The 25,417-nt window shown below is 73.0% G+C and carries 15 protein-coding genes and 1 pseudogene; 10 read left to right on the forward strand and 6 right to left on the reverse strand.

All coding sequences use genetic code 11. The annotated features are described in order from the left end of the window. Positions 1 to 80 precede the first annotated feature (80 nt). Together A4V12_RS23585 and A4V12_RS23590 are read left to right on the forward strand one after the other, a co-directional pair. Positions 81 to 401 carry an AzlD domain-containing protein gene (locus A4V12_RS23585; RefSeq protein ID WP_064071414.1) on the forward strand — a complete coding sequence of 107 codons (321 nt, stop codon included), beginning with the start codon at positions 81 to 83 and terminating at the stop codon, positions 399 to 401. Positions 402 to 505: 104 nt separating this feature from the next. Further along, positions 506 to 1,189 carry an AzlC family ABC transporter permease gene (locus A4V12_RS23590; RefSeq protein WP_159028921.1) on the forward strand — a complete coding sequence of 228 codons (684 nt, stop codon included), beginning with the start codon at positions 506 to 508 and terminating at the stop codon, positions 1,187 to 1,189. 63 nt (positions 1,190 to 1,252) lie between these two features. Here the strand turns inward: A4V12_RS23590 and A4V12_RS23595 are convergent. Both A4V12_RS23595 and A4V12_RS23600 read right to left on the reverse strand, forming a co-directional pair. Continuing rightward, positions 1,253 to 7,774, reverse strand: a pseudogene (locus A4V12_RS23595) (type I polyketide synthase); the annotation flags it as partial. A gap of 89 nt (positions 7,775 to 7,863) precedes the next feature. Continuing rightward, positions 7,864 to 14,064, reverse strand: coding sequence for a type I polyketide synthase (locus tag A4V12_RS23600; RefSeq protein WP_064071416.1), 6,201 nt, complete (start codon positions 14,062 to 14,064; stop codon positions 7,864 to 7,866). 308 nt (positions 14,065 to 14,372) lie between these two features. Here A4V12_RS23600 and A4V12_RS23605 point away from each other — a divergent pair, with 308 nt between their 5' ends. The 8 genes from A4V12_RS23605 (at position 14,373) to A4V12_RS23635 (ending at position 21,766) form a co-directional block, all read left to right on the forward strand. After that, complete coding sequence (locus A4V12_RS23605) at positions 14,373 to 15,935, forward strand: acyl-CoA carboxylase subunit beta (RefSeq protein WP_064071426.1); 1,563 nt, start codon at positions 14,373 to 14,375, stop codon at positions 15,933 to 15,935. 23 nt (positions 15,936 to 15,958) lie between these two features. Next, positions 15,959 to 16,273 carry an acyl-CoA carboxylase subunit epsilon gene (locus A4V12_RS23610; RefSeq protein ID WP_159028922.1) on the forward strand — a complete coding sequence of 105 codons (315 nt, stop codon included), beginning with the start codon at positions 15,959 to 15,961 and terminating at the stop codon, positions 16,271 to 16,273. A 22-nt stretch (positions 16,274 to 16,295) separates the two neighbouring features. Then, positions 16,296 to 16,418, forward strand: coding sequence for a hypothetical protein (locus A4V12_RS39560; protein WP_267893227.1), 123 nt, complete (start codon positions 16,296 to 16,298; stop codon positions 16,416 to 16,418). Beyond that, positions 16,415 to 17,224 carry a thioesterase II family protein gene (locus A4V12_RS23615; protein WP_234372311.1) on the forward strand — a complete coding sequence of 270 codons (810 nt, stop codon included), beginning with the start codon at positions 16,415 to 16,417 and terminating at the stop codon, positions 17,222 to 17,224. The genes A4V12_RS39560 and A4V12_RS23615 overlap by 4 nt, the downstream gene beginning before the upstream one ends. Positions 17,225 to 17,430: 206 nt before the next feature. Beyond that, the gene (gene sbnA, locus A4V12_RS23620) at positions 17,431 to 18,414 is read left to right on the forward strand and encodes a 2,3-diaminopropionate biosynthesis protein SbnA (protein WP_234372312.1); all 984 of its coding nucleotides are present in this window, start codon (positions 17,431 to 17,433) and stop codon (positions 18,412 to 18,414) included. A 189-nt stretch (positions 18,415 to 18,603) separates the two neighbouring features. Further along, the gene (gene sbnB, locus A4V12_RS23625; protein ID WP_199831363.1) at positions 18,604 to 19,632 is read left to right on the forward strand and encodes a 2,3-diaminopropionate biosynthesis protein SbnB; all 1,029 of its coding nucleotides are present in this window, start codon (positions 18,604 to 18,606) and stop codon (positions 19,630 to 19,632) included. Between the two features lie 110 nt (positions 19,633 to 19,742). Beyond that, on the forward strand, positions 19,743 to 20,729 hold the full coding sequence (locus A4V12_RS23630) for a hydroxyacid dehydrogenase (RefSeq protein WP_107415495.1): 987 nt from the start codon (positions 19,743 to 19,745) through the stop codon (positions 20,727 to 20,729). Beyond that, positions 20,726 to 21,766 (forward strand): EamA family transporter, encoded by a 1,041-nt coding sequence (locus A4V12_RS23635; RefSeq protein ID WP_079137285.1) that lies wholly within the window; start codon positions 20,726 to 20,728, stop codon positions 21,764 to 21,766. Before A4V12_RS23630 ends, A4V12_RS23635 begins: the two co-directional genes overlap by 4 nt. A gap of 82 nt (positions 21,767 to 21,848) precedes the next feature. Here the strand turns inward: A4V12_RS23635 and A4V12_RS23640 are convergent, their stop codons facing one another. The 4 genes from A4V12_RS23640 to A4V12_RS23655 form a co-directional block, all read right to left on the reverse strand. Continuing rightward, complete coding sequence (locus A4V12_RS23640) at positions 21,849 to 22,259, reverse strand: PPOX class F420-dependent oxidoreductase (RefSeq protein WP_064071421.1); 411 nt, start codon at positions 22,257 to 22,259, stop codon at positions 21,849 to 21,851. A 34-nt stretch (positions 22,260 to 22,293) separates the two neighbouring features. Next, the gene (locus A4V12_RS23645; protein WP_079137286.1) at positions 22,294 to 23,790 is read right to left on the reverse strand and encodes an MFS transporter; all 1,497 of its coding nucleotides are present in this window, start codon (positions 23,788 to 23,790) and stop codon (positions 22,294 to 22,296) included. A 171-nt stretch (positions 23,791 to 23,961) separates the two neighbouring features. Next, a complete protein-coding gene (locus A4V12_RS23650) occupies positions 23,962 to 24,780 on the reverse strand; it encodes an AfsR/SARP family transcriptional regulator (RefSeq protein WP_064071422.1) in 819 nt (272 codons plus the stop codon). Positions 24,781 to 25,162: 382 nt separating this feature from the next. Next, on the reverse strand, positions 25,163 to 25,417 hold a 255-nt coding region (locus A4V12_RS23655), incomplete at its 5' end, for an acetyl-CoA carboxylase biotin carboxyl carrier protein subunit (protein ID WP_159028923.1).

A 25,417-nucleotide genomic window follows, 5' to 3' on the forward strand; every position in this document is an offset into this window, starting at 1 on the left:
CCCCGTTCCCCGCCGTCCCCGTTCCCCGCCGTCCCCCCTTCCGTCGTCCCCGGCTCACGACACCCCCATGAGAGGACCCCATGACCCTGGTGACCATCGCGCTGATGGGCGCGGTGACCTTCGCCGTCCGCATCGCGTTCTTCGGCCCGTTGAAGCCGTCGTCCATCTCCCCCCGGATCGAACAGGCCCTGCCGTACGTGATGCCGGCCGTCCTGATGGCGATCATCGTGCCCTCGGTGCTGCTGGCGCCGAAGACCGGCGGGGACGGGCCGTCCTGGCTGACGCCCTACCTGGTGGGCGCGCTCGTCGGTTTCGCGGTGGGCGCGGTGAGGCGGGACAGCTTCTTCCTCGTCTTCGCCTCCTCCGTCGCCGCCTTCGCCCTGACGGGGCTGGCCCTGTGACCGCGCTCCGGCGGAAGCCCGCAGCCCCCGGGACCGCCTCCCCCGCCGCCACCGCATCAGCGCCCGCGCGCCCCTCCCGGGCGCTGGAGATACGCCGGGGCTCGGTGACGTCCGTGCCCATCGTGGTGGGCGCCGTGCCGTTCGGGCTGCTCGTCGGCGCCGTCGCCGAGCAGTCCGGCCTGAGCCTGCCGGAGACGATGCTGCTGAGCGCCCTCGTCAACGCCGGCTCCGCGCAGATGGTCGGCATCGGCATGCTCGCGTCCGGGGCGGCCTGGCCGCTGGTGGTCCTCACCACCCTGGTCATCAACGCCCGGCACGTCTTCTACTCCGCCTCCCTCTCCCCGTACGTCAAGCACCTGTCCCCCGGCTGGCGTTCGGCGCTCGCCTTCGGGATGACGGACGCCGTGTACGCGCTCGCGGCCAAGCGGTACCGCGAGGACCCCGACCCGCGCGGATTCCAGCACTGGAACGTGATGACGGCCTCGGTGGCCGTGTACGTCGCCTGGCTGGCCGCCACCCTGGTCGGCTGGATCTACGGCAAGGACCTCAGCAGGATCGACGGTCTCGGCCTGGACTTCGCCATCTACGCCACGTACATCGGCCTGGTGGTGTCCTGCTTCACCAGCGTGCGCGCGGTGGCGATCGGCCTCCTGGCGGGCGCGCTGTCCCTCGCCCTGCACCAGCTTCCCTACCAGAGCGGCCTGTTCGCGGCGACGATGGCCGCCGCCGTGGTGGCGAGCCTCTGGGAGGGCCGGGTCCGCGGCCGCGACCTCGACCCGCCCTCCTGAGCGGTACGACACCGGGGCCCCGGTCCGGCGGACGAACGTCCACCGCACCGGGGCCCCGGCGCGTCAGGGGCGCGACCCGGCCCGTGCCGCGGCGAGAGCGGGAGCCGGCGGCAGATAGCCCGCCCCGACGAAGAACCCGATGTACGTCTCGAACAGGTCGCGCGTCATCTTCGGGCACGTGATCCCGGTGCCCTCCAGCGCCGCCTCCGTCCCGCTCATGTCGATCGGCGGGTACGCCCCCTCACCGTTCTCCGCGATCTTCCGGAACATGTCGAGCAGCGGGATCAGCGCGTTGTCGCCGTCGCTCTGCACCCGCTCCAGCCAGACGGGCCACTCCACCTCCTTGATCTCGTACCCGAAGGCCCGCAGATGCTCCAGGATCGTGCTGTAGCGGACGTCCTCGGGGTTGGACAGGTGGAACGTACGGCTCGCGCAGTCCGCCTTCCTCGACAGGGCCACGATCGCGGAGCTGACGTAGTCCACCGGCACCAGGTGGAACACGATGTCGGTGCCCCTGGGGACCGCGCGGGCCTGGATCAGGCCCTTGAGGCTGAGCCACACGAAGTCCCGGGTCTGGCAGGCGCCCGACTCCTGGTCGCCGGAGACCACGTCGCCCCGGTACACCGAGACCGGCAGACCGCGCTCCCTGGCCAGGCCGATGATGTGCTCCACCACCCACTTGGTGTGCCGGTAGCCGTTCATGACCTCCGTGGGGCCCAGCGGATCCGTCACCTTCAGCGGCACCCCTTCCCGGACCGGCTTGTCGAACACCCCGGTCGAGGAGACGAAGTGCACCGGGACCGTGCGGTGCCGGGCCGCCATGCGCAGCACCTCCTCCGTCCCGCCCACGTTCGCCGCCTTCAGCGCGGTGTACGGGTAGAGCCAGTTGACCAGCGCGCCGCCGTGGAACACCACGTCGACGGACCGGGCGAGGGCGTCGAACGCGTCCTCGGACAGCCCGAGCCGGGGCTCGCCCAGGTCGCCGGGGACCGCCACGACCCGGTGGGCGAGGCCCTCGTCCCAGGCGCCGTACCAGCGGGCGTTGTCCCGCAGCCGCTCCAGTCCCTCGGCCGCGTCGGCCGCCCTGACCAGGCAGTGCACCCGGGCCGACGTCGTCCGCAGCAGCTCCCGCAGCATGAACGCGCCCAGGAACCCGGTCGCCCCGGTGAGGAACACCTCCCGCGGGTCCTCGGCCACCGTGACCACCTCGGCGGCCGGCACGATGTCCTCGGCGAGCCGGATCTCGGCGGCGAAGTCCACCGCGCGGGACGTGTCCTCGGGGGCGCCCACCAGCTCCGCCAGCAGGTGCGCCGCCAGGTCGGCGGGCGTCGGGTGGTCGTAGACCAGGCCGGCGGACAGCCGGACACCGGTCGCCGCGTTGAGCCGGTTGCGGAGGTCGACCGCGGTCAGCGAGTCGAAGCCCAGCTCCAGGAACCCGCGGTCCGGATCGACGCCGGACGCGTCCGCGTGGCCCAGCACCGCGGCGACCTCGGTCCGCAGCAGGTCCAGGAGCACCGGCAGCCGCTCGGCGTCCGGCAGCCCGCGCACCCGGTCGCCCACCGAACCGGCGGCGCCACCGCCACCGTCCACGGCGGGCCGGGACGAGGTGCGGGCCAGCGTCCGCAGCAGGGGCGCGACCGGCCCCGGCAGCGCCCGCACGGCCGCCAGGTCCAGCGGGGTGGCGACAGGGGCGGTCAGCCCCAGGCCCATGGCCGTGTCGAGCATGGCCGGCCCCTGCTCCATGGTGACGGGGCGGTAGCCGTCGCGGGCGATCCGGGCGAGGTCGGTCTCGTCCAGGTGCCCCGCGATACCCCCCTGCTCCTGCTGCCACAGGCCCCAGGCGACGGAGGTGGCGGGCAGGCCGTGGGCGTGGCGGTACTGCGCGAGCGCGTCCAGGAAGGTGTTCGCCGCCGCGTAGTTGGCCTGCCCCGCGCTGCCGAACGTCGCCGCGATCGACGAGAACAGCACGAAGTGCTTCAGCCCCCGGTCCTGTGTGAGGCGGTGGAGGTTCCAGGCCGCGTCGAGCTTGGGCCGCAGCACCGCGTCGACCCGCTCGGCCGTCAGCGCGGTCACCAGCCCGTCGTCCAGCACACCGGCCGTGTGGACCACCCCCGACAACGGACGGTCCTCCGGCACCTGCTCCAGCAGACGGGCCAACTGGCCCGCGTCGGCCACGTCGCACGCCGCGAGCACCACCCGCGCCCCCAGGCCCTCCAGCTCCTCCCGCAACGCCCCCGCACCCGGAGCCTCCGGACCACGCCGGCTCACCAGCAACAGCGACCGCACCCCGTGCTCCACCACCAGATGCCGGGCGAAATGCGCACCCAGACTGCCCGTACCACCCGTGACCAGCACCGTGCCACCCACACCCCAACCAGGCCCGGCCGACGACGGCTCCCGCCGTCCCGGGTCGGCGGTGGCCCGGGCGAGCCGGGGCACCCGTGCGCCACCCGCGCGGATCGCCACCTGCGGCTCCCCACCGGCCACGGCCGCCGCCAGCAGCTCTTCCATGGTGGGGTGGGGGGTGTCGGGGCCGGAGGGGTCGGTGTCGATCAGGACGATCCGGTCCGGGTTCTCGGCCTGCGCCGACCGCAGCAGACCCCACACCGCGGCCGTCCCCAGATCCGGCACCTCACCCCCACCGACCACCACAGCGCCCCGGGTGACCACCACCAGCCGCACATCCGCCAGCCGCTCGTCCGCCAGCCACTCCCGCACCAACGACAGCGCCCCATGCACCTGCCCGTACGCCGCCGACAGCACCTCGTCACCACCACCCGACGGCACACACGGCACAGACGGAACAGACGGAACACACGGCACCAAAACCGCGTCCACAGCCGTGCCCGCCGCCACCGCGGCACCCACATCGGCGACACTCCCGAAGGGGACCGCCCCGGGCACCAGTCGGCTCACGTCCCCGAGGGCACCCCACGACAGGGGCGACGCCGGCCGGGCCGGACGGACCGGGTCCCAGCCGACGGTGAACAGGGCGTCCAGGGCGGCCTCGCGCACCGCCGCGACCCCGGGGTCGTCGGCGGACGCCAGCGTCAGCGCGTCCACCTCCGCCACGACCCGGCCGGAGCCGTCGGCCAGTTCCAGGCCGTACACGTCGTCCCCGAGCCGCCGGACCCGCACCCGCAGCTCCGTCGCGCCCTCCGCGTACACCCGCACGCCCGACCAGGAGCGCACGGCACGCGGCGCCCCGCCCGCCACGCCCCCGGCGTACACGGCCACCCGTACCGCCGACTCCAGCAGCAGCGGGTGCAGCACGAACCCGGCGGGGTCGACGTCGCCGGACGCGGGCGCCAGCTCGGCGCACATCTCGTCGCCGTCCCGCCGGACGGCGGAGACGACCGGGAACCCCTGCCCGTACCCGTAGCCCTGCCCGGCGAGCTGCCGGTACAGCGCGTCGGCGTCCAGCTCCACGCCCCGCGCCGACCACTCCGGGGCGGGGCGCGGCGCGGCGGCGGTCAGCGAGACACGCCCGCCCGCACGGCACGTCCAGGCGCCGTCGCCGCCGTCGGGGCGGGTGTGGACCGTGACCGGCCGCCGCCCCTCCCCGTCGGGCGCGCCGACCGACACCTGCACCTGCACCGCCTGCCGGCCCTGGAGCACCAGCGGCGCGTGCACCGCCAGGTCGTCCACGGTGTCGCACCCGAACCGGTCCGCCACGTGGAGGGCGAGCTCGGCGTAGACGGAGGCGGGCACGGTGACGCAGCCGTCCAGCACGTGCTCGGCGAGCCACGGGTGGGTACGGGTGGAGATCCGGCCGCTGTACACGGCCCCGTCGCCGCCCGCGAGGCTCACGGACGCGTCGAGCAGCGGATGCCCCTGACCGTCCGCGCCCGGCTGCCCGGCCGCCGGACCCGCCCCGGCCGCCGCGCTGTACCAGTAGGTACGGCGCTGGAAGGCGTACGTGGGCAGGGGTACGGTCCGGGCGCCGGTGCCGGCGTGGAACCGGTGCCAGTCGACGGCCACGCCGCGGTTGTGCAGCCGGGCGAGGGCGGTGACGGCGTCGGTGGCCTCGGGACGATCCCGGCGCAGGCTCGGCACGCAGCGGACATCGGCGTCGGTGTCGTCGAGCGCCTGCCGTGCCATGGCGGTCAGGACGGCGTCGGGGCCCAGCTCGACGAAGGTGGTCACGCCCTGCCCGTGCAGGACGCGTACGGCGTCGGCGAAGCGGACGGGCTCGCGGACGTGCCGCACCCAGTAGCCCGGGTCGGTCAGCTCACCGCTCACGGTGGAGCCGGTCAGGGTCGAGACGAACGGGATGCGCGGAGCACTGAACGACAGCCCGGACACCACCTCGGCGAACTCGGCGAGCATCGGCTCCATCAGAGGCGAGTGGAACGCGTGCGACACCTTCAGCCGGGTCGTCTTGCGGCCCTGCGCCTCGATGAGGTCCTTGAGGGCGAGGACGTCCGCCTCCGTCCCGGAGACGACGACGGACTGCGGCCCGTTGACCGCCGCGATGCCCATGGTGTCCGTCAGGTGCGGCAGGACCTCCTCTTCGGTCGCTTGGAGTGCGACCATCGCTCCGCCGGCCGGGAGGTCCTGCATCAGCCGGCCGCGCGCCGACACCAGCTTCGCCGCGTCCGCCAGCGACAGGACCCCCGCCACATGCGCGGCGGCGATCTCACCGATCGAGTGCCCGGCCACCGCATCGGGGTGAACGCCCCACGACTCCCACAGCCGAAACAGCGCCACCTCCACCGCGAACAGCGCCGGCTGCGTCACCGCCGTACGGTTCAACGCCTCGGTGTCATCGCCCCACATCACCTCCCGCAGCCCCGGCACCAACTCCGCCAGCACCGCGTCGAAAGCCTCCGCGAACACCGGGAAGGCGCCATACAGCTCACGCCCCATCCCCAAACGCTGCGAACCCTGCCCCGTGAACAGGAACGCCGACCTACCACCCGATGCGTGGACCATGTCCGACGCGACCGCGCCGAAGGGTGTCCCCTCCGCCAGCGCGCGCAGCCCGGCGACCAGTTCGTCCCGGTCGGCGCCGACGACCACCGCCCGGTGCTCCAGCGCCGCCCGCGACGTGGCCAGCGAGAACGCCACGTCACGCACGCCCAGTTCCGGCCGCTCATCCACGTAGGCGGCGAGCCGCTCGGCCTGGGCGGCGAGGGCGTCGGCACTCCTGGCCGAGACCAGCCACGGTACGACTCCGTCGGCGGTCGGCCCCGGTCCGGAGGTGGCGGGTTCCTCGGCCGGAGCTTCCTCGATGATCACGTGCGCGTTCGTGCCGCTCACTCCGAACGACGACACACCCGCCCGCCGCACCCGGCCCTCGTCCACCGGCCACGGCCGGGACCGGGTCAGCAGCTCCACCGCGCCGCTTGCCCAGTCCACGAACGGCGTCGGCTCCTCGACATGCAGCGTCCTGGGCAGCCTCTCGTGACGCAGCGCCATCACCATCTTGATGATCCCGCCCACCCCGGCAGCCGCCTGAGCATGACCGATGTTCGACTTCAGCGACCCCAGATACAGCGGCCGGTCAGGCGCACGGCCCTGCCCATACGTCGCCAGCAACGCCTGCGCCTCGATCGGATCACCCAGCCGCGTCCCCGTCCCATGCGCCTCCACCACATCCACATCCGCAGCCGACAGACCCGCACCCGCCAACGCCTGCCGGATCACCCGCTGCTGCGCCGGACCATTCGGAGCCGTCAGACCATTCGACGCACCGTCCTGATTCACCGCCGACCCACGCACCACCGCCAACACCCGATGACCGTGGCGACGCGCATCCGACAACCGCTCCAGCACCAGCAGACCCGCACCCTCGGCCCAACCAGTCCCGTCCGCACCCGCACCGAACGCCCGACACCGACCGTCCTCCGAAAGCCCCCGCTGCTGCGCGAACTCCACGAAGCTGCCCGGTGTCGCGGCGACCGTCGCACCGCCGACGAGCGCCATCGTCGATTCACCCTGCCGGAGCGACTGCACCGCCTGGTGCAGGGCGACCAGGGACGACGAACAGGCCGTGTCGACCGTCACCGACGGCCCCTCCAGCCCCAGCACGTACGAGATCCGGCCGGACATGATGCTGGAGAGGCTGCCGGTCATCAGGTAACCGCCCAGCTCCTCCGGGCCGCTGAACAGGCCTATGTAGCTCTGGCCCGAGAAGCCCGTGAAGACGCCGGTGGCGCTGCCCTTCAGCGACGACGGGTCGATACCCGCGTACTCCAGCGCCTCCCACGCCGCCTCCAGCAGCAGCCGGTGCTGGGGGTCCATCGCGGTGGCCTCGCGCGGCGAGATGCCGAAGAAGTCGGCGTCGAAGTCGCCCACGTCGTGGAGGAATCCACCGTGCCGGGTGTACGACCGCCCCGGCTTGCCCGGTTCGGGGTCGTAGAGGGACTCGATGTCCCAGCCCCGGTTCTCGGGGAAGTCGCTGATCGCGTCGACCTCGTCCTCGACCAGTCGCCACAGGTCCTCCGGCGAGGAGACACCACCGGGATAGCGGCACGCCATCCCGACGATCGCGATCGGTTCGGTCCTGCCGGCCTCCAGCTCGGCGACGCGGCGCCGTGACTTCTGCAGGTCGACCGTCACCCGCTTCAGGTAGTCGGCCAGTTTCTGCTCGTTCTCATTGGGCATGACGAAAGCTCTCCTCGGCTGCTGCTGCGTTTCCTGCGGGACTGCTGCTCCTGCGCGTGGCGTCGTCACCGCGTCACGGACCCACCGATCTCGGAGTCGATGAAGCTGAAGATCTCGTCGAGGTCGGGGCCGTCCGAGGGGCCGGCGTCGTGGTCCGTGCCCCACCGCCGCAGGAGCTCCTGGAGCCGGGTGGAGACCTGGGCGCGGGTCTCGTCGTCGTCCGGGGACGCCGCCGCGAGGGCCGCCTCGAAGCGGTCCAGCTCGGCCAGCACCGGGACCGGCGCGGCCACCTCGGCGTGCAGGTGCGCGACGAGGGCGGCCGGGGTCGGGTGGTCATAGGCCAGGGTCGCGGGGAGCCGGACACCGGTGGCCGCCAGGAGCCGGTCGCGGAGTTCGACGGCCGACAGGGACGTGAACCCGAGCTGCTGGAACGTACGGTCGGGGGCGACCGCACCCGGCTGGGCGAAGCCCAGGACCGCAGCCACTTCGCCGCGCACGAGTTCGGACACCGTCTCCAGTTGCTCCGCCGCCGTGAGCCCGGCCAACCGGTCGGCGAGCGGGACGGCTCGGCCACCGGCCGCATCGGTCGCGGGAGGCGGAGCGGGAAGGGCGGCCACGTCCACCGGGTCGCCGGCCCCCGGGGTGACGAGCCAGAAGCGCTGCCGCTGGAAGGCGTACGTGGGCAGGGGTACGGTCCGGGCGCCGGTGCCGGCGTGGAACCGGTGCCAGTCGACGGCCACGCCCCGGTTGTGCAGCCGGGCGAGGGCGGTGACGGCGTCGGTGGCCTCGGGGCGGTCCCGGCGCAGGCTCGGCACGCAGCGGACATCGGGGCTCGCGAGGACTTGCCGTGCCATCGCGGTCAGGACGGCGTCGGGCCCGACTTCCACGAAGGTCCGCACGTCCTCGCCCTCCATCCGCCGGACGGCGTCGGCGAAGCGGACGGGCTCGCGGACGTGGCGTACCCAGTAGCCCGGGTCGGTCAGCTCACCGCCCACGGTGGTGCCGGTGAGGGTCGAGACGAACGGGACGACCGGCTCGTGGAGGTCGAGCGTGCCGACGACCTCGGCGAACTCGGCGAGCATCGGCTCCATCAGAGGCGAGTGGAAGGCGTGCGACACCTTCAGCCGGGTCGCCTTGCGGCCCTGCGCCTCGAAGTGGGCCTGCACCGCCCGTACGTCGTTCTCCGCACCGGAGATCACCACAGAGCGCGGCCCGTTGACCGCCGCGATACCGACCGCATCCGTCAGGTGCGGCAGGACCTCGTCCTCCGTCGCCTGGAGTGCGACCATCGCCCCGCCGGCCGGGAGTTCCTGCATCAGCCGGCCGCGCGCCGACACCAGCTTCGCCGCGTCCGCCAGCGACAGGACCCCCGCCACATGCGCGGCGGCGATCTCACCGATCGAATGCCCGGCCACCACATCGGGGCGCACACCCCACGACTCCCACAGCCGAAACAGCGCCACCTCCACCGCGAACAGCGCCGGCTGCGTCACCGCCGTACGGTTCAGTGCCTCGGTGTCATCACCCCACATCACCTCCCGCAGCCCCGGCGCCAACTCTGCCAGCACCGCGTCGAAAGCCTCCGCGAACACCGGGAAGGCGTCGTACAACTCACGCCCCATCCCCAGCCGCTGCGACCCCTGTCCCGTGAACAGGAACGCGGTCCTGGCACTCGGGGCGCCCACGGTGTCGACGGCGACCGCGCCCGAGGGCACGTCCTCCGCCAGTGCGCGCAGCCCGGCGACCAGTTCGTCCCGGTCGACGCCGACGACCACCGCCCGATGTTCCAAAGCCGCTCGCGACGTGGCCAGCGAGAACGCCACGTCACGCACGCTCGCACCGGACGGGACCGACTCCGCCAGCCGCTCCGCCTGCGCCGCCAGCGCCTCCGCATTCCGCGCCGACACCAACCACGGCACCACACCACCCGTACGCGCACCAGCAACGGGTTCCTCGACCGGAGCTTCCTCGATGATCACGTGCGCGTTCGTGCCGCTCACACCGAACGACGACACACCCGCCCGCCGCACCCGGCCCTCGTCCACCGGCCACGGCCGGGACCGTGCCAGCAGCTCCACCGCGCCGCTTGCCCAGTCCACGAACGGCGTCGGCTCCTCGACATGCAGCGTCCTGGGCAGCCTCTCGTGACGCAGCGCCATCACCATCTTGATGATCCCGCCCACCCCAGCAGCCGCCTGAGCATGACCGATGTTCGACTTCAGCGACCCCAGATACAGCGGCCGACCATCCGGCCGCCCCTGCCCATACGTCGCCAGCAACGCCTGCGCCTCGATCGGATCACCCAGCCGCGTCCCCGTCCCATGCGCCTCCACCACATCCACATCCGCAGCCGACAGTCCCGAACTCGCCAGCGCCTGCCGGATCACCCGCTGCTGCGCCGGACCATTCGGAGCCGTCAGACCGTTCGACGCACCGTCCTGATTCACCGCCGACCCACGCACCACCGCCAACACCCGATGACCACGACGCCGCGCATCCGACAACCGCTCCAGCACCAGCAGACCCGCACCCTCGGCCCAACCAGTCCCATCCGCACCCGCACCGAACGCCCGACACCGACCGTCTTGGGAGAGACCGCTCTGGCGCGAGAACTCGACGAACATGCCCGGTGTCGCCATCACCATGGCGCCGCCGGCCAGTGCCATCGACGACTCGCCCAGCCGGAGCGACTGCACCGCCTGGTGGACGGCGACCAGCGACGACGAGCAGGCCGTGTCGACCGTCACCGACGGCCCTTCCAACCCCAGCACGTACGAGATCCGGCCCGAAACCACACTGGCGAGGGTGCCGGTCAGCAGATGCCCGTCCACGCCGTCAGCGGGTTCATGCAGCCGCGGGCCGTAGTCCTGCGGTGCTGCGCCGGTGAAGACGCCGGTGGCGCTGCCCTTCAGCGACGACGGGTCGATACCCGCGTACTCCAGCGCCTCCCACGCCGCCTCCAGCAGCAGCCGCTGCTGCGGATCCATCGCGGTGGCCTCGCGCGGCGAGATGCCGAAGAAGTCGGCGTCGAAGTCACCCACGTCGTGGAGGAATCCACCGTGCCGGGTGTACGACCGCCCGGAAACCCCCGGCTCCGGGTCGTACAGGCCCTCCACATCCCAGCCCCGGTCGTCGGGGAACTCGCCGATCGCGTCGACCTCGTCCTCGACCAGTCGCCACAGGTCCTCCGGCGAGGAGACACCGCCCGGATACCGGCACGCCATCCCCACGATCGCGATCGGCTCGTCCGACGCCTTCACGCCACTGGGAGCCACGCTGTCGTCGACCGACGCCGGCGCACCGCCGGTCAGTTGCTCGTGCAGGAAGTCGGCCACCGCAGCGGGCGTCGGGTGGTCGAAGACGACCGACTCCGGGATACGCAGTCCCGTGGCGGCCGAGAGCCGGTCGCGCAGTTCGACGCCGCCCAGCGAGTCGAGGCCCAGTTCCCGGAACGCCCGGTCGGGTTCGATCGACGCGGGCCGGGAGTGGCCCAGTACGGTCGCGGCGTCGGCGCGGACGAGGTCGAGCAGCGCACGCCGCCGGCCGTCCTCCGGCAGGCCGGCGAGGCGGTCCCGCAGGGGGTGGGCAGGGGCGGCCTCGACCGGCGCGGGCGGGGTGTCGGTGGAGTCGTGCCAGTAGTACGAGCGCTGGAAGGCGTATGTGGGCAGGGGTACGGTCCGGGCGCCGGTGCCGTCGAAGAACCGGCCCCAGTCGACGCCGCCGCCCGCCGCGTGGAAGTGCGCCAGGGCGGTGACGACCGTCTCCTCCTCGCCCCGCAGGCGCCGCAGCGAAGCGATCGTCTCCGCACCGGAACCGTTCAGCACACCCTGCGCCATCGCCGTGAGCACCGCGTCCGGCCCCAGCTCCACGAACCGCGACACACCCTCGCTCTCCAACACCCGCACCGCGTCGGCGAACCGCACCGCCTCACGGACGTGCCGCACCCAGTAGCCCGGGTCCGTCAGCTCACCGCTCACGGTGGAGCCGGTCAGGGTCGAGACGAACGGGATGCGCGGAGCACTGAACGACAGCCCGGACACGACCTCGGCGAACTCGGCGAGCATCGGCTCCATCAGAGGCGAGTGGAAGGCGTGCGACACCTTCAACCGGGTCGTCTTGCGGCCCTGCGCCTCGAAGCGAGCCTGCACCGCCCGTACGTCGTTCTCCGCACCGGAGATCACCACAGAGCGAGGCCCGTTGACCGCCGCGATGCCCACGGTGTCCGTCAGGTGCGGCAGGACCTCCTCCTCGGTCGCCTGGAGTGCGACCATCGCCCCGCCGGCCGGGAGGTCCTGCATCAGCCGGCCGCGCGCCGACACCAGCTTCGCCGCGTCCGCCAGCGACAAAACCCCCGCCACATGCGCGGCGGCGATCTCACCGATCGAATGCCCGGCCACCACATCGGGGCGCACACCCCACGACTCCCACAGCCGAAACAGCGCCACCTCCACCGCGAACAGCACCGGCTGCGTCACCGCCGTACGGTTCAACGCCTCAACGTCATCACCCCACATCACCTCCCGCAGCCCCGGCGCCAACTCCGCCAGCACCGCGTCGAAAGCCTCCGCGAACACCGGGAAGGCGCCATACAACTCACGCCCCATCCCCAAACGCTGCGAACCCTGCCCCGTGAACAGCAACGCCGACCTACCACCCACAGCCCGGCACGACCGACCCGACCGCAAGCCCGCCACCAGCGCCTCACGATCCGACCCGACCGCCACCGCCCGGTACTCCAAAGCCGCCCGCGACATGGCCAGCGAAAACGCGACATCCCGAACATCGACACCGCACTCGACGAACCCCGCCAGCCGCTCCGCCTGCGCCGCCAGCGCCTCCGCACTCCGCGCCGACACCAACCACGGCACCACACCACCCGTACGCGCACCAGCAACGGGGGCCTCGACCGGCGCCTCCTCCACGATCACGTGCGCGTTCGTACCGCCCATGCCCCATGACGAGACACCGGCCAGCAGCCGCTCGTCGTCCCAGCGTTCGAGGTCCTGTTGCATCCGCAGCCGCAGGTCGTCGAGCGGGATGCGGGGGTTCGGGCGCTCGAAGTTGAGGCTCGGGGGGAGCTGCCGGTGCCTGAGGGACAGGACCGCCTTGAGCAGGCCGACGATCCCGGCGGCTCCCTCCAGGTGGCCGACGTTCGTCTTGGCCGAGCCGACCCGCAGCGGCCGGTCGGCGGGGCGGCCGCGTCCGTAGACCGCGCCCAGGGCCGCCGCCTCGATCGGGTCGCCGAGCTTGGTGCCCGTACCGTGCAGTTCGACGTATCCGACGTCCGCCGGGTCGATGCCCGCCCTGCGGCAGGCGGCCGCCATCACGGCTTCCTGGGCGGTCCGGTCGGGCGTGGTCAGGGTCTTGGCGTCGCCGGAGTTGTTGACCGCGCTGCCCCTGATGACGGCGAGGACGGTGTCCCCGTCGGCCAGGGCGGCGGAGAGCGGCTTGAGCACGACCAGGCCGCCGCCCTCGCCGCGTACGTAGCCGTTGGCGCGCTCGTCGAAGGTGTAGCAGCGGCCGTCGGGCGACATGGCTCCGAACTTGCTGGTGCCGATGGTCCCTTCGGGGGCCAGGTTCAGGTTGACCCCGCCGGCGAGGGCCATCGTCGACTCGCCCCGGCGCAGGCTCTCGCAGGCGAGGTGCACGCCCACCAGGGACGAGGACTGGCCGGAGTCGACGGTGAGGCTGGGGCCGCGGAGGCCGAAGGCGTACGAGAGCCGGTTGGCGAGCATGCCGCGCTGCGTGCCGGTGAGGGAGTGGCGGCCGATGGCCTCGCGGCCGGATCGGTGCAGCAGCAGCTCGTAGTCGCCGTTGATGGCGCCCACGAAGACCCCGGTGGCCGTGGCGCGGAGGGTGTCGGGGACGATGCCGGCGTTCTCCAGGGCCTCCCAGCCGAGTTCGAGGAGGAGCCGCTGCTGCGGGTCCATCGCGGCGGCCTCCTTCGGGGAGATGCCGAAGAACTCGGGGTCGAAGTGGCCGACGCCATCGATGAACCCGCCCCAGCGGGTGCTCATGCGGCCGGGCGCCGAGGGATCCGGGTCGTAGAGCGTCTCGACGTCCCAGCGCCCGTCGGGGGCTTCGGACACGGCGCTGGTCCCGTCGCGCAGCAGGCGCCAGAAGCCGTCCGGGTCGGACGCTCCGGGGAGCCGGCAGGACAGCCCGATCACGGCGATCGGCTCGTCACCGGCCGGGACGTCGGCCCGGTTTCGGGCGGGGGCTTCGGCCAGGGTGCCGTCGGCCCCGGTCACCTCGGTTTCCATCATTTCCGGGCTCCACTCGTACCACTCGCACAACGGGTTTCAGAAAAGGTCCCGTCACGCTAACCGGGGGTTTTCAACGCCCCGCCCACGCTTCGGTAATCGCCCGTCCACGACCTGGCCGAGGCGTCTCGGGGCGTTCCGATTACCCGGGTATTGACGACCGGTTGCCGGTCGGTTCCCTTCCGGCCGTACGGTGCGGAGAACCCCTTTCCTTGCGCTCTCCTTTCGCGCCGCCCCTCCCCCGATCTCCCGTTCCCGTTCCCGTATCCGCATCCGTATCCCTTTTCCGCATTCGAATGGAGCTGCTGGACATGACCGTCGTACAGGAACGCCCCGAATTCACTTCCGAGAGGCAGGCCCTCTACGAGCAGGCCAGACACGGTCCGGGCCGGGCGGCGACCGAGGCGCAGCACGCGAAGGGGAAGCTGACCGTCCGGGAACGCCTGGACCTGCTCTTCGACGAGGGCACGTTCAACGAGGTCGAGACCCTGCGGCGGCACCGCGCGACCGGGTTCGGGCTGGAGAACAAGCGGCCGTACACCGACGGCGTCGTCATCGGCTGGGGCAAGGTGCACGGCCGGACGGTCTTCGCGTACGCCCATGACTTCCGGATCTTCGGTGGTGCCCTGGGCGAGGCGCACGCCCAGAAGATCCACAAGCTGATGGACCTGGCGGAGGCCGCCGGCGCCCCGGTGGTGGGGCTGTGCGACGGCGCCGGGGCCCGCATCCAGGAGGGGGTGACGGCGCTCGCCGGCTACGGCGGGATCTTCCAGCGCAACGTCCGCAATTCCGGGGTGATCCCGCAGATCAGCGTGATGCTCGGTCCGTGCGCGGGTGGCGCCGCGTACTCCCCCGCCCTGACCGACTTCGTGTTCATGGTGCGGGGCATCGCGCAGATGTTCATCACGGGTCCCGACGTGGTGCAGGCGGTCACCGGCGAGGAGATCAGCCAGGAGGGCCTGGGCGGTGCGGACACGCACACCTCGCTCTCGGGTGTGGCCGGGTTCGCGTACGACGACGAGGAGAGCTGCCTGGAGGACGTCCGGCACCTGCTGTCGATGCTGCCCCAGAACAACCGCGAACTCCCGCCGTCCGAGGAGTGCGACGACCCGGCGGACCGCCGCAACGACGTGCTGGGTGAGCTGGTCCCGGCGGACGCGAACCGTTCGTACGACATGCGCAAGGTCATCGAGGAGATCGTCGACCACGGCGAGTTCTTCGAGGTGCACGAGAACTGGGCGACCAACGTGGTGTGCGCGCTGACCCGGCTCGACGGGCACACGGTGGGCATCGTCGCCAACCAGCCGGCCGCCCTGGCGGGGGTGCTGGACATCCCGGCCAGCGAGAAGGCGGCGCGGTTCGTGCAGCTCTGCGACGCGTTCAACATCCCGCTGGTGACCCTGGTGGACGTGCCGGGGTTCCTGCCGGGCGTGGACCAGGAGCACGGCGGGATCATCCGGCACGGCGCGAAGCTGCTGTACGCGTACTGCAACGCCACCGTGCCGCGCATCAGCCTCATCCTGCGCAAGGCGTACGGCGGCGCGTACATCGTCATGGACAGCCAGTCCATCGGCGCCGACCTCACCTACGCGTGGCCGACGAACGAGATCGCCGTGATGGGCGCCGAGGGTGCGGCCAACGTCATCTTCCGGCGCGAGATCGCGGCGTCGGACGATCCAGAGGCGACCCGGGCGGCGCGCATCAAGGAGTACCGCAGCCGGCTGATGCACCCGTACTACGCTGCCGAGCGGGGCCTGGTGGACGACGTGATCGACCCGGCCGAGACGCGCGTCAGGCTGATCCGGGCGCTGGAGATGCTGCGGGCGAAGAGTGCGCCGCTGCCGTCCCGCAAGCACGGGAACCAGCCGCAGTGAGCGCCGCCGCCCGACAGGAGTCCTTGAGCACCGCCGCCGGGACCGGTCCTGGGAACACGGCCGCCGGGGCCGGTCCCGGGAACACCGCCAAGATCGGCCCCGTGCCGGTGGGGGCCGGTATCCGTGTCGTCAAGGGCGACCCCGGCCCCGCCGAACTGGCCGCCGTGGTGGCCGTGCTGTGCGCCCGTGCGGCGGTGTCGGCCGCCCACCGCGAGGCCGGCGGTCCTGAGGCGGCCGGGGCGCGGGCGGCGCACTGGCCGAGGTCGGCCGCCGGTGCCGGACCCGCGCTCGTGGGGTGGTCGCACCGCCCGGGTGCGCCGTGGCGGCCCCGTCCGTGAACCCCGAGGAGGAACACCCATCATGAACACCGAGCCCCTTGCCGCCGGCTCCGCCGGGACGTTCGACCACGTCGTCGTGGGCGCCGGTTCGGCGGGCTGCGTCCTGGCCGCCCGGGCGTCCGACCTGATCAGGGAGGCGCTGTGACAGCCTGGTTCCGGGACCTGCCCCTGGCGGGCGGTACGGCGGCTCCGCCCCGGCCGCTGCCCCCGGACGGGCCGGCACCGGCCGCGCTGCGCCTGTACTGCTTCCCGCACGCGGGCGGCTCCGCGGGGGCGTACACCGCTCTGGCCCGGGAGTTGGCCGCGCCGGGCCGGCCGGGGACGCCCCTGGGGCGGGTGGCCGTGGCGGCGGCGCAGTACCCGGGGCGACAGGACCGGTACCGGGAGCGGCCGTGGGAGGACGTCGGCGCCGTCGCGGACGTGCTGGCGGCGGAGATCCGCGCACGGGGCGAGCACCCCTACGCGCTGTTCGGCCACAGCATGGGCGCCGTCGTCGCGTACGAGACGGCCCGCCGCCTGCGGCGGTCCCCGGGGCCGGGGCCGGCGCGGCTGTTCGTCTCCGGCCGTGACGCCCCGTCGACCGGGCCCGTCGCCACCGACGACGTGCGGGACGACGAGGCGCTGCTCGCCCATGTGCGGCGGCTCGGCGGCACGGGCGGCCGGGTCCTGGACGAGCCCGAACTGCTCGCCATGGCGCTGCCCGCCCTGCGCGCCGACTACCGGGCGCTGCGTTCCTACACGTGGGCGCCGGGCGAGCCGCTGGACTGCCCGCTCACCGTGCTGGTGGGTGACGCGGACCCGCTGGTGACCGACGCGGGGGCGGCGGCCTGGCGGGGGCTGACCGCCTCGATGACCACCATCCGGCTGCTCCGGGGCGGCCACTTCTGTCTCGACGACCACGTCCGGGAGGTGGCGGAACTCGTACGGGAGGCCCTTCCTGTACCCGCATGAAAACCCCGGGGAAACCCCGAGAATAAATGAATAGCCCGCACGAACGGCCCCGGAGAGCACCCCGGGGCCGTTCATCCATGTACGCACCAATCATCGCCCACCCATTGGTAATTGTGCGTCATTTCCGCAGGTGAGGGCGATTGCGCCCGCCCGCGGCAGCCCGTAGCGTGACACCCATGAAATCGGAAAGGAATTCACCGGAGATTGTGACTTCCCCACTGGATCTCGCACCCGACGATATATTCATCGATCTCACCCCCTCCTTCCGCAGACCCTTCTTCCTCAAATGCGAGGGATTCAACTTCGCCGGTTCCGTGAAGGCCAAGGCGGCCCTGAGCATGATCAGCGCGGCGGAGGAGGAGGGGCGGCTGCGCCCCGGCTCCACCGTGATCGAGTCGTCCTCCGGCAGCCTCGGCGTCGCCCTGGCCGCGATCGCCGCCGACCGCGGCTACACCTTCGTCTGCGTGACCGACAGCCGGTGCACGGAACGCCACCTGCGGATGATGCGCTCGTACGGCGCGGAGGTCGTCGTGGTGTCCGAGCCCGACCCGGTCGAGGGGCTGCTGGGTGCCCGGATCCGGCGGGTGCGCGAGCTGTGCCGCGAGACCCCGGGCGCGCTCTGGCTCAACCAGTACGCCAACGACGACAACTGGCGGGCGCACTACCGGGCCACCGGTCCGGCCATCGTCCGCGCCTTCCCCGACCTCGACTACCTCTTCATCGGCGCGGGCACCACCGGGACGCTCACCGGCTGCGCCCGCTACCTCAAGCACATCGGCCACCCGGCACGCGTCGTCGCGGTCGACAGCGTCGGTTCGGTGACCTTCGGCGGTCCGGCCGGCACCCGGCACATCCCCGGACTCGGCACCGGGCGGCGCCCGGAGATCGCCGACGAGAGCGTGGTCGACGAGATCCTGATGGTGCCGGAGCAGGAGGCCGTGCGGATGTGCCGCTCCCTGGCGCGCCGCGGCTACCTGCTGGGCGGCTCCACCGGAACGGTCCTGGCCGGCGCCTGGCAGCGCCTGGCGGACGCCGACCCGACGGCGCTGGCCGTCGGCATCTCCCCGGACCTCGGCGAGCGGTACCTGGACTCCGTCTACGACGACCTCTGGGTACGGGCCAGGTTCGGCGACATCACCGACGACGACCCGCTGTCGCACGCCGCGGCCGGAACGCTCGTCGGCAGCTGACCCCGCGGCGGCACCGGGCACCACGGGCAGCGCCCCGACCTCCCGGCCCCCGGCCACCGGCCGCCCCACCGGCCACCGCCCCCGGCCACCGCCCCTTCGCCGCCCACCGACGCCGGTGTCCGCCTCCCCCTCCCCTCCCCCCTCGCTCTCCTCCCCCTTCGACCCTGTACAGGAGCACCCATGTCCACCATGTCCGCCCCCGCCACCCCCGAGTTCTCGGTCATCGGCGGCAAGGCCGTCCACGACGTGCTGGCCGGCCACGAGTCGAGCATCATCGACGTCGTACGGGACGCCTACCTCGCCCACGGCGAGGGCAAGAGCGTCAACCCGCCGAGCTACTTCCTGCGCTTCCCCGACCGCCCCGACTCGCGCATCATCGCGCTGCCCGCCTCGCTCGGCGGGGAGCTGCCCGTCGACGGCATCAAGTGGATCTCCAGCTTCCCCCGGAACATCACGAGCGGGCTGCCCCGGGCCTCCGCCGTCCTGGTCCTCAACGACCACGAGACCGGCTACCCGTTCGCGTGCCTGGAGAGCTCCATCATCAGCGCGACGCGCACCGCCTCGTCGGCCGCGCTCGCCGCCCGCGAGCTGCACCGGGACCGTGAGCGGCCGCGTACCGTCACCTTCTTCGGCACCGGCCTGATCGCCCGCTACCTCTTCACCCACCTCCAGGGCACCGACTGGGAGTTCGACGAGATCAGCATCCACGACTCCAGCCGGGAGTACGCCGACGGCTTCGCCCGCCACCTCGCCGACCGCACCTCCGCCCGGATCGTCGTGCGCGAGTCGCCCGAGGAGGCGCTGCGCGCCTCGGGCCTGGTGGTGTTCGCGACCACCGCGGCCACCCCGCACATCCACGACCCGGCGTGGTTCTCGCACAACCCGACCGTGCTGCACATCTCGCTGCGCGACCTCGACCCGGAGATCCTGCGCGGGTCCTTCAACGTCCTCGACGACATCGAGCACTGCCTGAAGGCCGACACCTCCCCCCACCTGCTGGAACAGGCGACCGGCAGCCGGGACTTCGTCGACGGGACGCTGTACGACGTCCTGCGCGGCACGGTTGCGGTGCCCGGGGACCGGCCGGTGGTCTTCTCACCGTTCGGGCTGGGGATCCTCGACCTCGCCGTCGGCGCCCACGTGTACCGGGAGGCCACCGCGCGCGGCCTGGCCCAGCCCGCGCCCGGCTTCTTCCACGACCTCAGCCGTTACGCGTGACCGTCGCGCGCCGCTCCCGCCTGCCGTCCCCGGATCCGTCCGCACCCGCACCCGTCCGCACCCGGACCGCTCCCGACCTCCGTCCCCGCATCCGTGAAGGGAACACCGTCATGACCCTGCCCGTGCTCGTGATCTCCGACCCGCTGCCGGCGCGCCTGACCGCCGAGCTCCACGCCGACTTCGACGTACGCCACTGCCGGGGCGGCGACCGTGCCGCGCTGCTGGCCGCCGTGCGCGACGCCGAGGCCCTCGTCGTCCGCAGCGCCACCACGGTGGACCGGGAGGTCCTCGACCACGCGCCCCGGCTGCGCGTCGTCGCCCGGGCCGGGGTCGGCCTGGACAACGTCGACGTCGAGGCGGCGACCCGCGCCGGCGTGATGGTGGTCAACGCCCCCGTCTCCAACGTGACCAGCGTCGCCGAACTGACCGTCGGCCTCATCCTGTCGATGTTCCGCCACATCCCGGCCGCCTCCGCCTCCGTACGCGCCGGGGAGTGGCGCCGCGCCGACTTCCAGGGGTCGGAACTGAGCGGCAAGAGCGTCGGCATCCTCGGCTTCGGCCGGATCGGGCAGCTGGTGGCCGAGCGGCTCGCCCCCTTCGAGGTGGAGCTGCTCACCCACGACCCGGTCGTCAGCGCCGAGTTCGCGCACGCGCACGGGGTGTCCTGGCTCCCGCTGGACGACCTGGTCGCCACCGCCGACGTCCTGACCGTCCACGTCCCCCGCACCCCGGCCACCGTCGGGCTCATCGGCGAACGGGAACTGGCCCTCGCCAAACCGACCATGCGCCTGGTCAACACGGCGCGCGGCGGCATCGTCGACGAGGCGGCGCTCGCCCGCGCGCTGGCCGAGGAACGGATCGCCGGCGCCGCGCTCGACGTCTTCGCCACCGAACCGCCCGTCCACTCCCCGCTCCCGCACCTGGACACGGTGGTGTGCACCCCGCACATCGGTGCCGGTACGGCGGAGGCGCAGGACCGTGCGGCGACCACCGTGCTGGACGCGGTGCGGGCCGTGTTCCTCGGGATCCCGGTGACCGGTCCGGCCAACCCGGCGGTCGTCGCCCGTGCCGCCGCGAAGGAGGCGGTGGCCGTATGAGCGGCACGCGGAGCACCACGCACACCGGTCTGGTCCTGGCCGTCGCCTCGGCGTTCGCGTTCGGCGGCTCGGGCGTCGCGGCCAAGCCCCTCATCGAGGCGGGCATCCACCCGCTCCACGTGGTGTGGCTGAGGGTCGCGGGCGCCGCGCTGGTGATGCTGCCGCTGGCGGTCCACCACCGCTCGGCGCTGCGGCTGCGCCCGGGTCTGCTGCTGGGTTTCGGCCTGCTGGCCGTGGCGGGCGTGCAGGCCTTCTACTTCGCGTCGCTGTCCTACATCCCCGTGGGGGTCGCCCTGCTGGTGGAGTACCTGGCGCCGGCGCTGGTGCTGCTGTGGGTGCGTTTCGTGCAGCGCCGGCCGGTGACGCGGGCCGCCGCCGTCGGGGTCGTGCTGGCGGTGGTGGGCCTGGCGTGCGTGGTGCAGGTGTGGTCGGGGCTCGCCTTCGACCCGCTGGGGCTGCTGCTCGCGCTCGGCGCGGCGGGCTGCCAGGTCGGGTACTTCCTCCTGTCCGACCAGGGCCGGGCGGGCGAGGGGCGGGCCGCGGTGTCGCCGGTCGCCGTCATCGCGTACGGGCTGCTCGTCGGCGCGGTGGTGCTGACCGTGGTGGCGCGGCCGTGGCAGCTGGACTGGTCGGCCCTGGGCGGCAGTGCCCCGCTCGGTGGCACGGACATGCCCCGGGTGGTACTGATCGGCTGGATCGTGCTGGTGTCCACGGTCGCCGCGTTCCTCACCGGGGTGCTGGCGGTGCGTCGGCTCTCGCCCCAGGTGGCCGGGGTGGTGGCCTGCCTGGAGGCGGTCGTCGCCACGGTGCTGGCGTGGGCGCTGCTGGACGAGCGGCTGGCCGGGGCCCAGCTGGCGGGCGGTCTGATGGTGCTGGCCGGTGCGCTGATCGCGCAGCGTGCGACGCCGTCCGCCGCGGCGGGCGGAACGGCCGGGGAGCCTCGGGAGGAGCCGGTGGAGGAGGCCCCGGAGGTGCCCGCGGAGGAGGGACGGGACGCGCCCGCGGGGGAGGACCGGCGGTTGCAGTCCGTCCGCTGAACGCGGGCAGCGGCCGGGGCCCCGGCCGACGGTGGGGTACGCCGTCGGCCGGGGCCCCGCCGCGGTGCGGACGGGCGCCGGGTCAGCGCAGGCCGCCCGCGACCTTGGACGGGGTGACGCGCACGACGACCAGCCGGTCGGCGGCGGGCACGTTGTCCGGGCTGAACTCGGCGTACACCTTGCCGGTGTACTTCACCGACAGCTCGTCCAGCAGGGCCACGGCGTCCTCGTCGGTGAACTCCGCGGTGCCGCTGACCGCGGCGAAGCCGTACGGCGCGTCGGGCGGATTGACCATGACGGTCGTGCGCGGGTCCCGCCGCAGGTTCTTCTCCTTGCGGGTCCCGTAGGAGGTGACGAAGAGGATCTGGTCGCCGTCGGCCTTCGTCCACACGACGCTCAGCTGGGGGCTGCCGTCGGGCTGGATCGTCGCCACGGTCACGAAGAGCGGTGAGTCCAGGAGCTTCTTCACCGGCTCGGGGAGTACGGCTGGCATGAGGGGTTTCCTTAACGTGTGCGTACGGGGGGGATCAGGCGTCCTGGGCGGCGGTGGCGGGAACCGGAGCGGCCTGCGGGCCGCGCAGCAGCAGCGCGGTGGTCAGCACACCGACGACGAGGACCACGGCGACGGCGGCGATGCCGAGGTGGACACCGGAGACGGTGGCCTCCGCGGCGCTCACCGACGCCGCCTCCAGCGAGGCGATCCGGCCGGTGGCGATGGCGCCGATGACCGGGGTGCCGATGGTGAGACCGACCAGCTGGGCGGTGGTGGCGAGGCCGCCGGCCGCGCCCTGGAGGGCGTCGGACAGCCCGCTGGTGGCGGCGATCGTGTACGAGACGACGGCCATCATGTGGCCCCAGCCGGCGATTCCGGTGCCGACGAGCAGCAGAGCCGGCCCGCCGCCGGTGCCCAGCAGGAGCAGCATCAGGGTGCCCGCGGTCTGCACCAGGAGCCCCGCCGCCAGCGTCGCGCCCGGTCCCCACACGCGCACCAGCCGGGGCACCAGCGGACCGGCCACGAGCATCGCGCCGCCGAGTGAGGCGAAGCAGAGGCCGATCCGCAGCGGGTCGTACGCCATGACCTGGTGCATGTACATCGTCATCAGGAAGACCACCGAGGTGATCATCGAGAAGGTGACCAGGCCCGCGAAGTTGCCCCAGCCGACCGTGCGGCGCGTCAGGACGTGCAGGGGGACGAGCGGGGACGCGCTGCGCGACTCGATCCGTACGAAGGCCACGAGGAGCGTCACTCCTGCGGCGAGGGACACCAGCACCACCGGGTCGGTCCAGCCGCTCCGGTCGGCGGTGGTGACCCCGTGGATGACGGCGAGCAGTCCCCCGGAGACGGTCACCGCGCCGGGCACGTCGAGGGTGCCCTTCCCCGCGTTGCGCGACTCGGCGACCAGCAGCAGGGTGACCAGCACGGCGACGATCCCGAACGGGACGTTGATGAACATGGTCCAGCGCCAGTTCAGCGACTCGGTGATGACACCGCCGAGGATCACACCGGCGGTGAAGCCGAGCGACAGCAGCGCCCCGTTGATGCCCAGCGCCTTGTTGCGCAGCGGGCCTTCGGGGAACGAGGTGGTGATCAGCGCCATGCCGGTGGGCACGATCATCGCGGTCGCGAGCCCCTGGCCCACACGTGCCGCGAGCAGCGGCAGCGGCTCCTGGGCGAGTCCTCCGGCGAGCGAGGTCACCGTGAAGAGTGACAGTCCGACCAGGAACCACCTGCGCCGGCCGTAGAGGTCGCCGGCCCGGGCGAACAGCAGCAGGAAGCCTCCGGACGGCAGGGCGAACGCGGTGATCACCCACTGGAGATGGGAGAGCTCGAAGCCCAGGTCGTCACCGATGGTGGGCAGGGCCACGCTGACGATGGAGAAGTCGAGCGCGGCCATGAACTGCGCGGCGCACAGCACGGCGAGGATGCACCAGCGCCGGGCTCCCATGCGTTCGGGTGGCGGTACGGGCCGGGCGGCGGCGGGCGCCGCCCGGTCGGTCCGCACGGTGTCCGGGGACAGGGACATGGGTGAACTCCTTGTCGTGAGGAAGCGGAAGGAAACGGATGGGAGGGGAAGGCCGGGAAGGAAACGGGGAGGCCGGGGAAGGTGGGGAGGCCGGGAAAACAGGGGGCCGGGGAATCGGGGAGGCCGGGGAATCGGGGAGGGCCGCGGGCGGCGGGTGTGCCGGGTAGGGCCTCAGGCGACGCTGCTGCCGAGCAGTGCGAACTGCGCACGCGTGCTGGGCGGGTCGAGCGCCGGGTCCTGGTTGAGGATGGCCATCTCCAGTCGCCGCAGTTCGTGGCCCGGTTCCAGTCCGTACCGCTCGCGCAGCGCCGTGCGGGTCCTGCGGTAGACGGCGAGCGCGTCGGCCTGCCGCCCGCACCGGTAGAGGGCGAGCATCAGCTGCCCGCAGAGCCGTTCGCGGTGGACGTGCGAGGCGGCCGTCGACTCCAGCCCGCCCAGCACCGCGAGATGGCGGCCGCAGGCGAGCTGGGCCTCGAAGTAGTCCTCCAGGGCGGCCAGTTCGCAGTTCTGCACGGCGGCCAGCTCGGCCGTGTCGAGCCCGGACTCGACGAGGTCGGCGAGCACGGGCCCCTGCCACAGGTCCAGGGCGGTGCGCAGCAGCCGGGCGGCCTGCTCCGGGTCGCCGCCCGTCAGGGCGGTCCGGCCCTGCTCCACCAGCCGCTGGAAGCGGTACATGTCCACCTGGTCGGCGTCGAGGCTCAGCATGTAGCCGGGCGGCTTGGTCAGCAGGCTCACCCGCCGCTCGCACGGACGGTCCTGCGCCCCCTCGGTGAGCAGGCGCCGCAGCGCCCATATGGAGTTCTGCACGACCTTGCGCGCGGAGGGCGGTGGTTCGTCGGGCCACATCGCCGACATGAGCCGGCTCGTCGACATGACCCGGTTGGGTTGGAGCAGCAGCAGTCCGAGGACGGAGCGCTGTCTGACACCGCCCAGGGCCACGGGGCGGCCGCTCGCGATGACCTCGAGCGGGCCGAGTATCCGGAAGTGCATGATCCCTCGCTTCGTGGTGGGGGACGCGGTACCGGCAGGCGGTACGGAACGCGATGTCGGTCGGGGCCGAGCGGCGGCCGCGCGGGTGAGCGGCGGATGGTGGGCGGCCCGCGGGCGGGGCCCGGACGGTGGCCGCCCGGCGCGTGGGGCCGCGCGGGCGGCCCGTTCGGGCACGGGGGCGTCGGCGTACCCCGTGCGGTGCGGTGGTGGTTACAGCTGCCGTGGCCACAGGGGCCACGGGCCCGGGACGTCGTTCACCGGCGCGGTATCGGCCCCCGCTCCGGGGACACCGGGCGCGGGCGGCCGCTCCGCCGCAGCAGCCGCTTCACCCCGAACCGGCTCTTGTGCAGGATCCACCTCAGAGGCATGGCGGCATCGCCCGTCAGTCCGTGATCCGGCAGACGACGGTGCCGGCGGAGAGCGAGCCCCCCACCTCGGCGGCCAGGCCCTTGATGGTGCCGGCGCGGTGGGCGTTGAGGGGCTGCTCCATCTTCATGGCCTCCAGCACGACGACGAGGTCGCCCTCCTCCACCCGCTGTCCGTCCTCGACGGCGACCTTGACGACGGTTCCCTGCATCGGGGACGCCAGGTCGTCACCGGTGACCTGGCTCCCGGGCTTCTTGGCGGCGCGTCGTTT

It is taken from the genome of Streptomyces noursei, assembly GCF_001646665.1.
GTDB lineage: Bacteria > Actinomycetota > Actinomycetes > Streptomycetales > Streptomycetaceae > Streptomyces > Streptomyces lavendulocolor.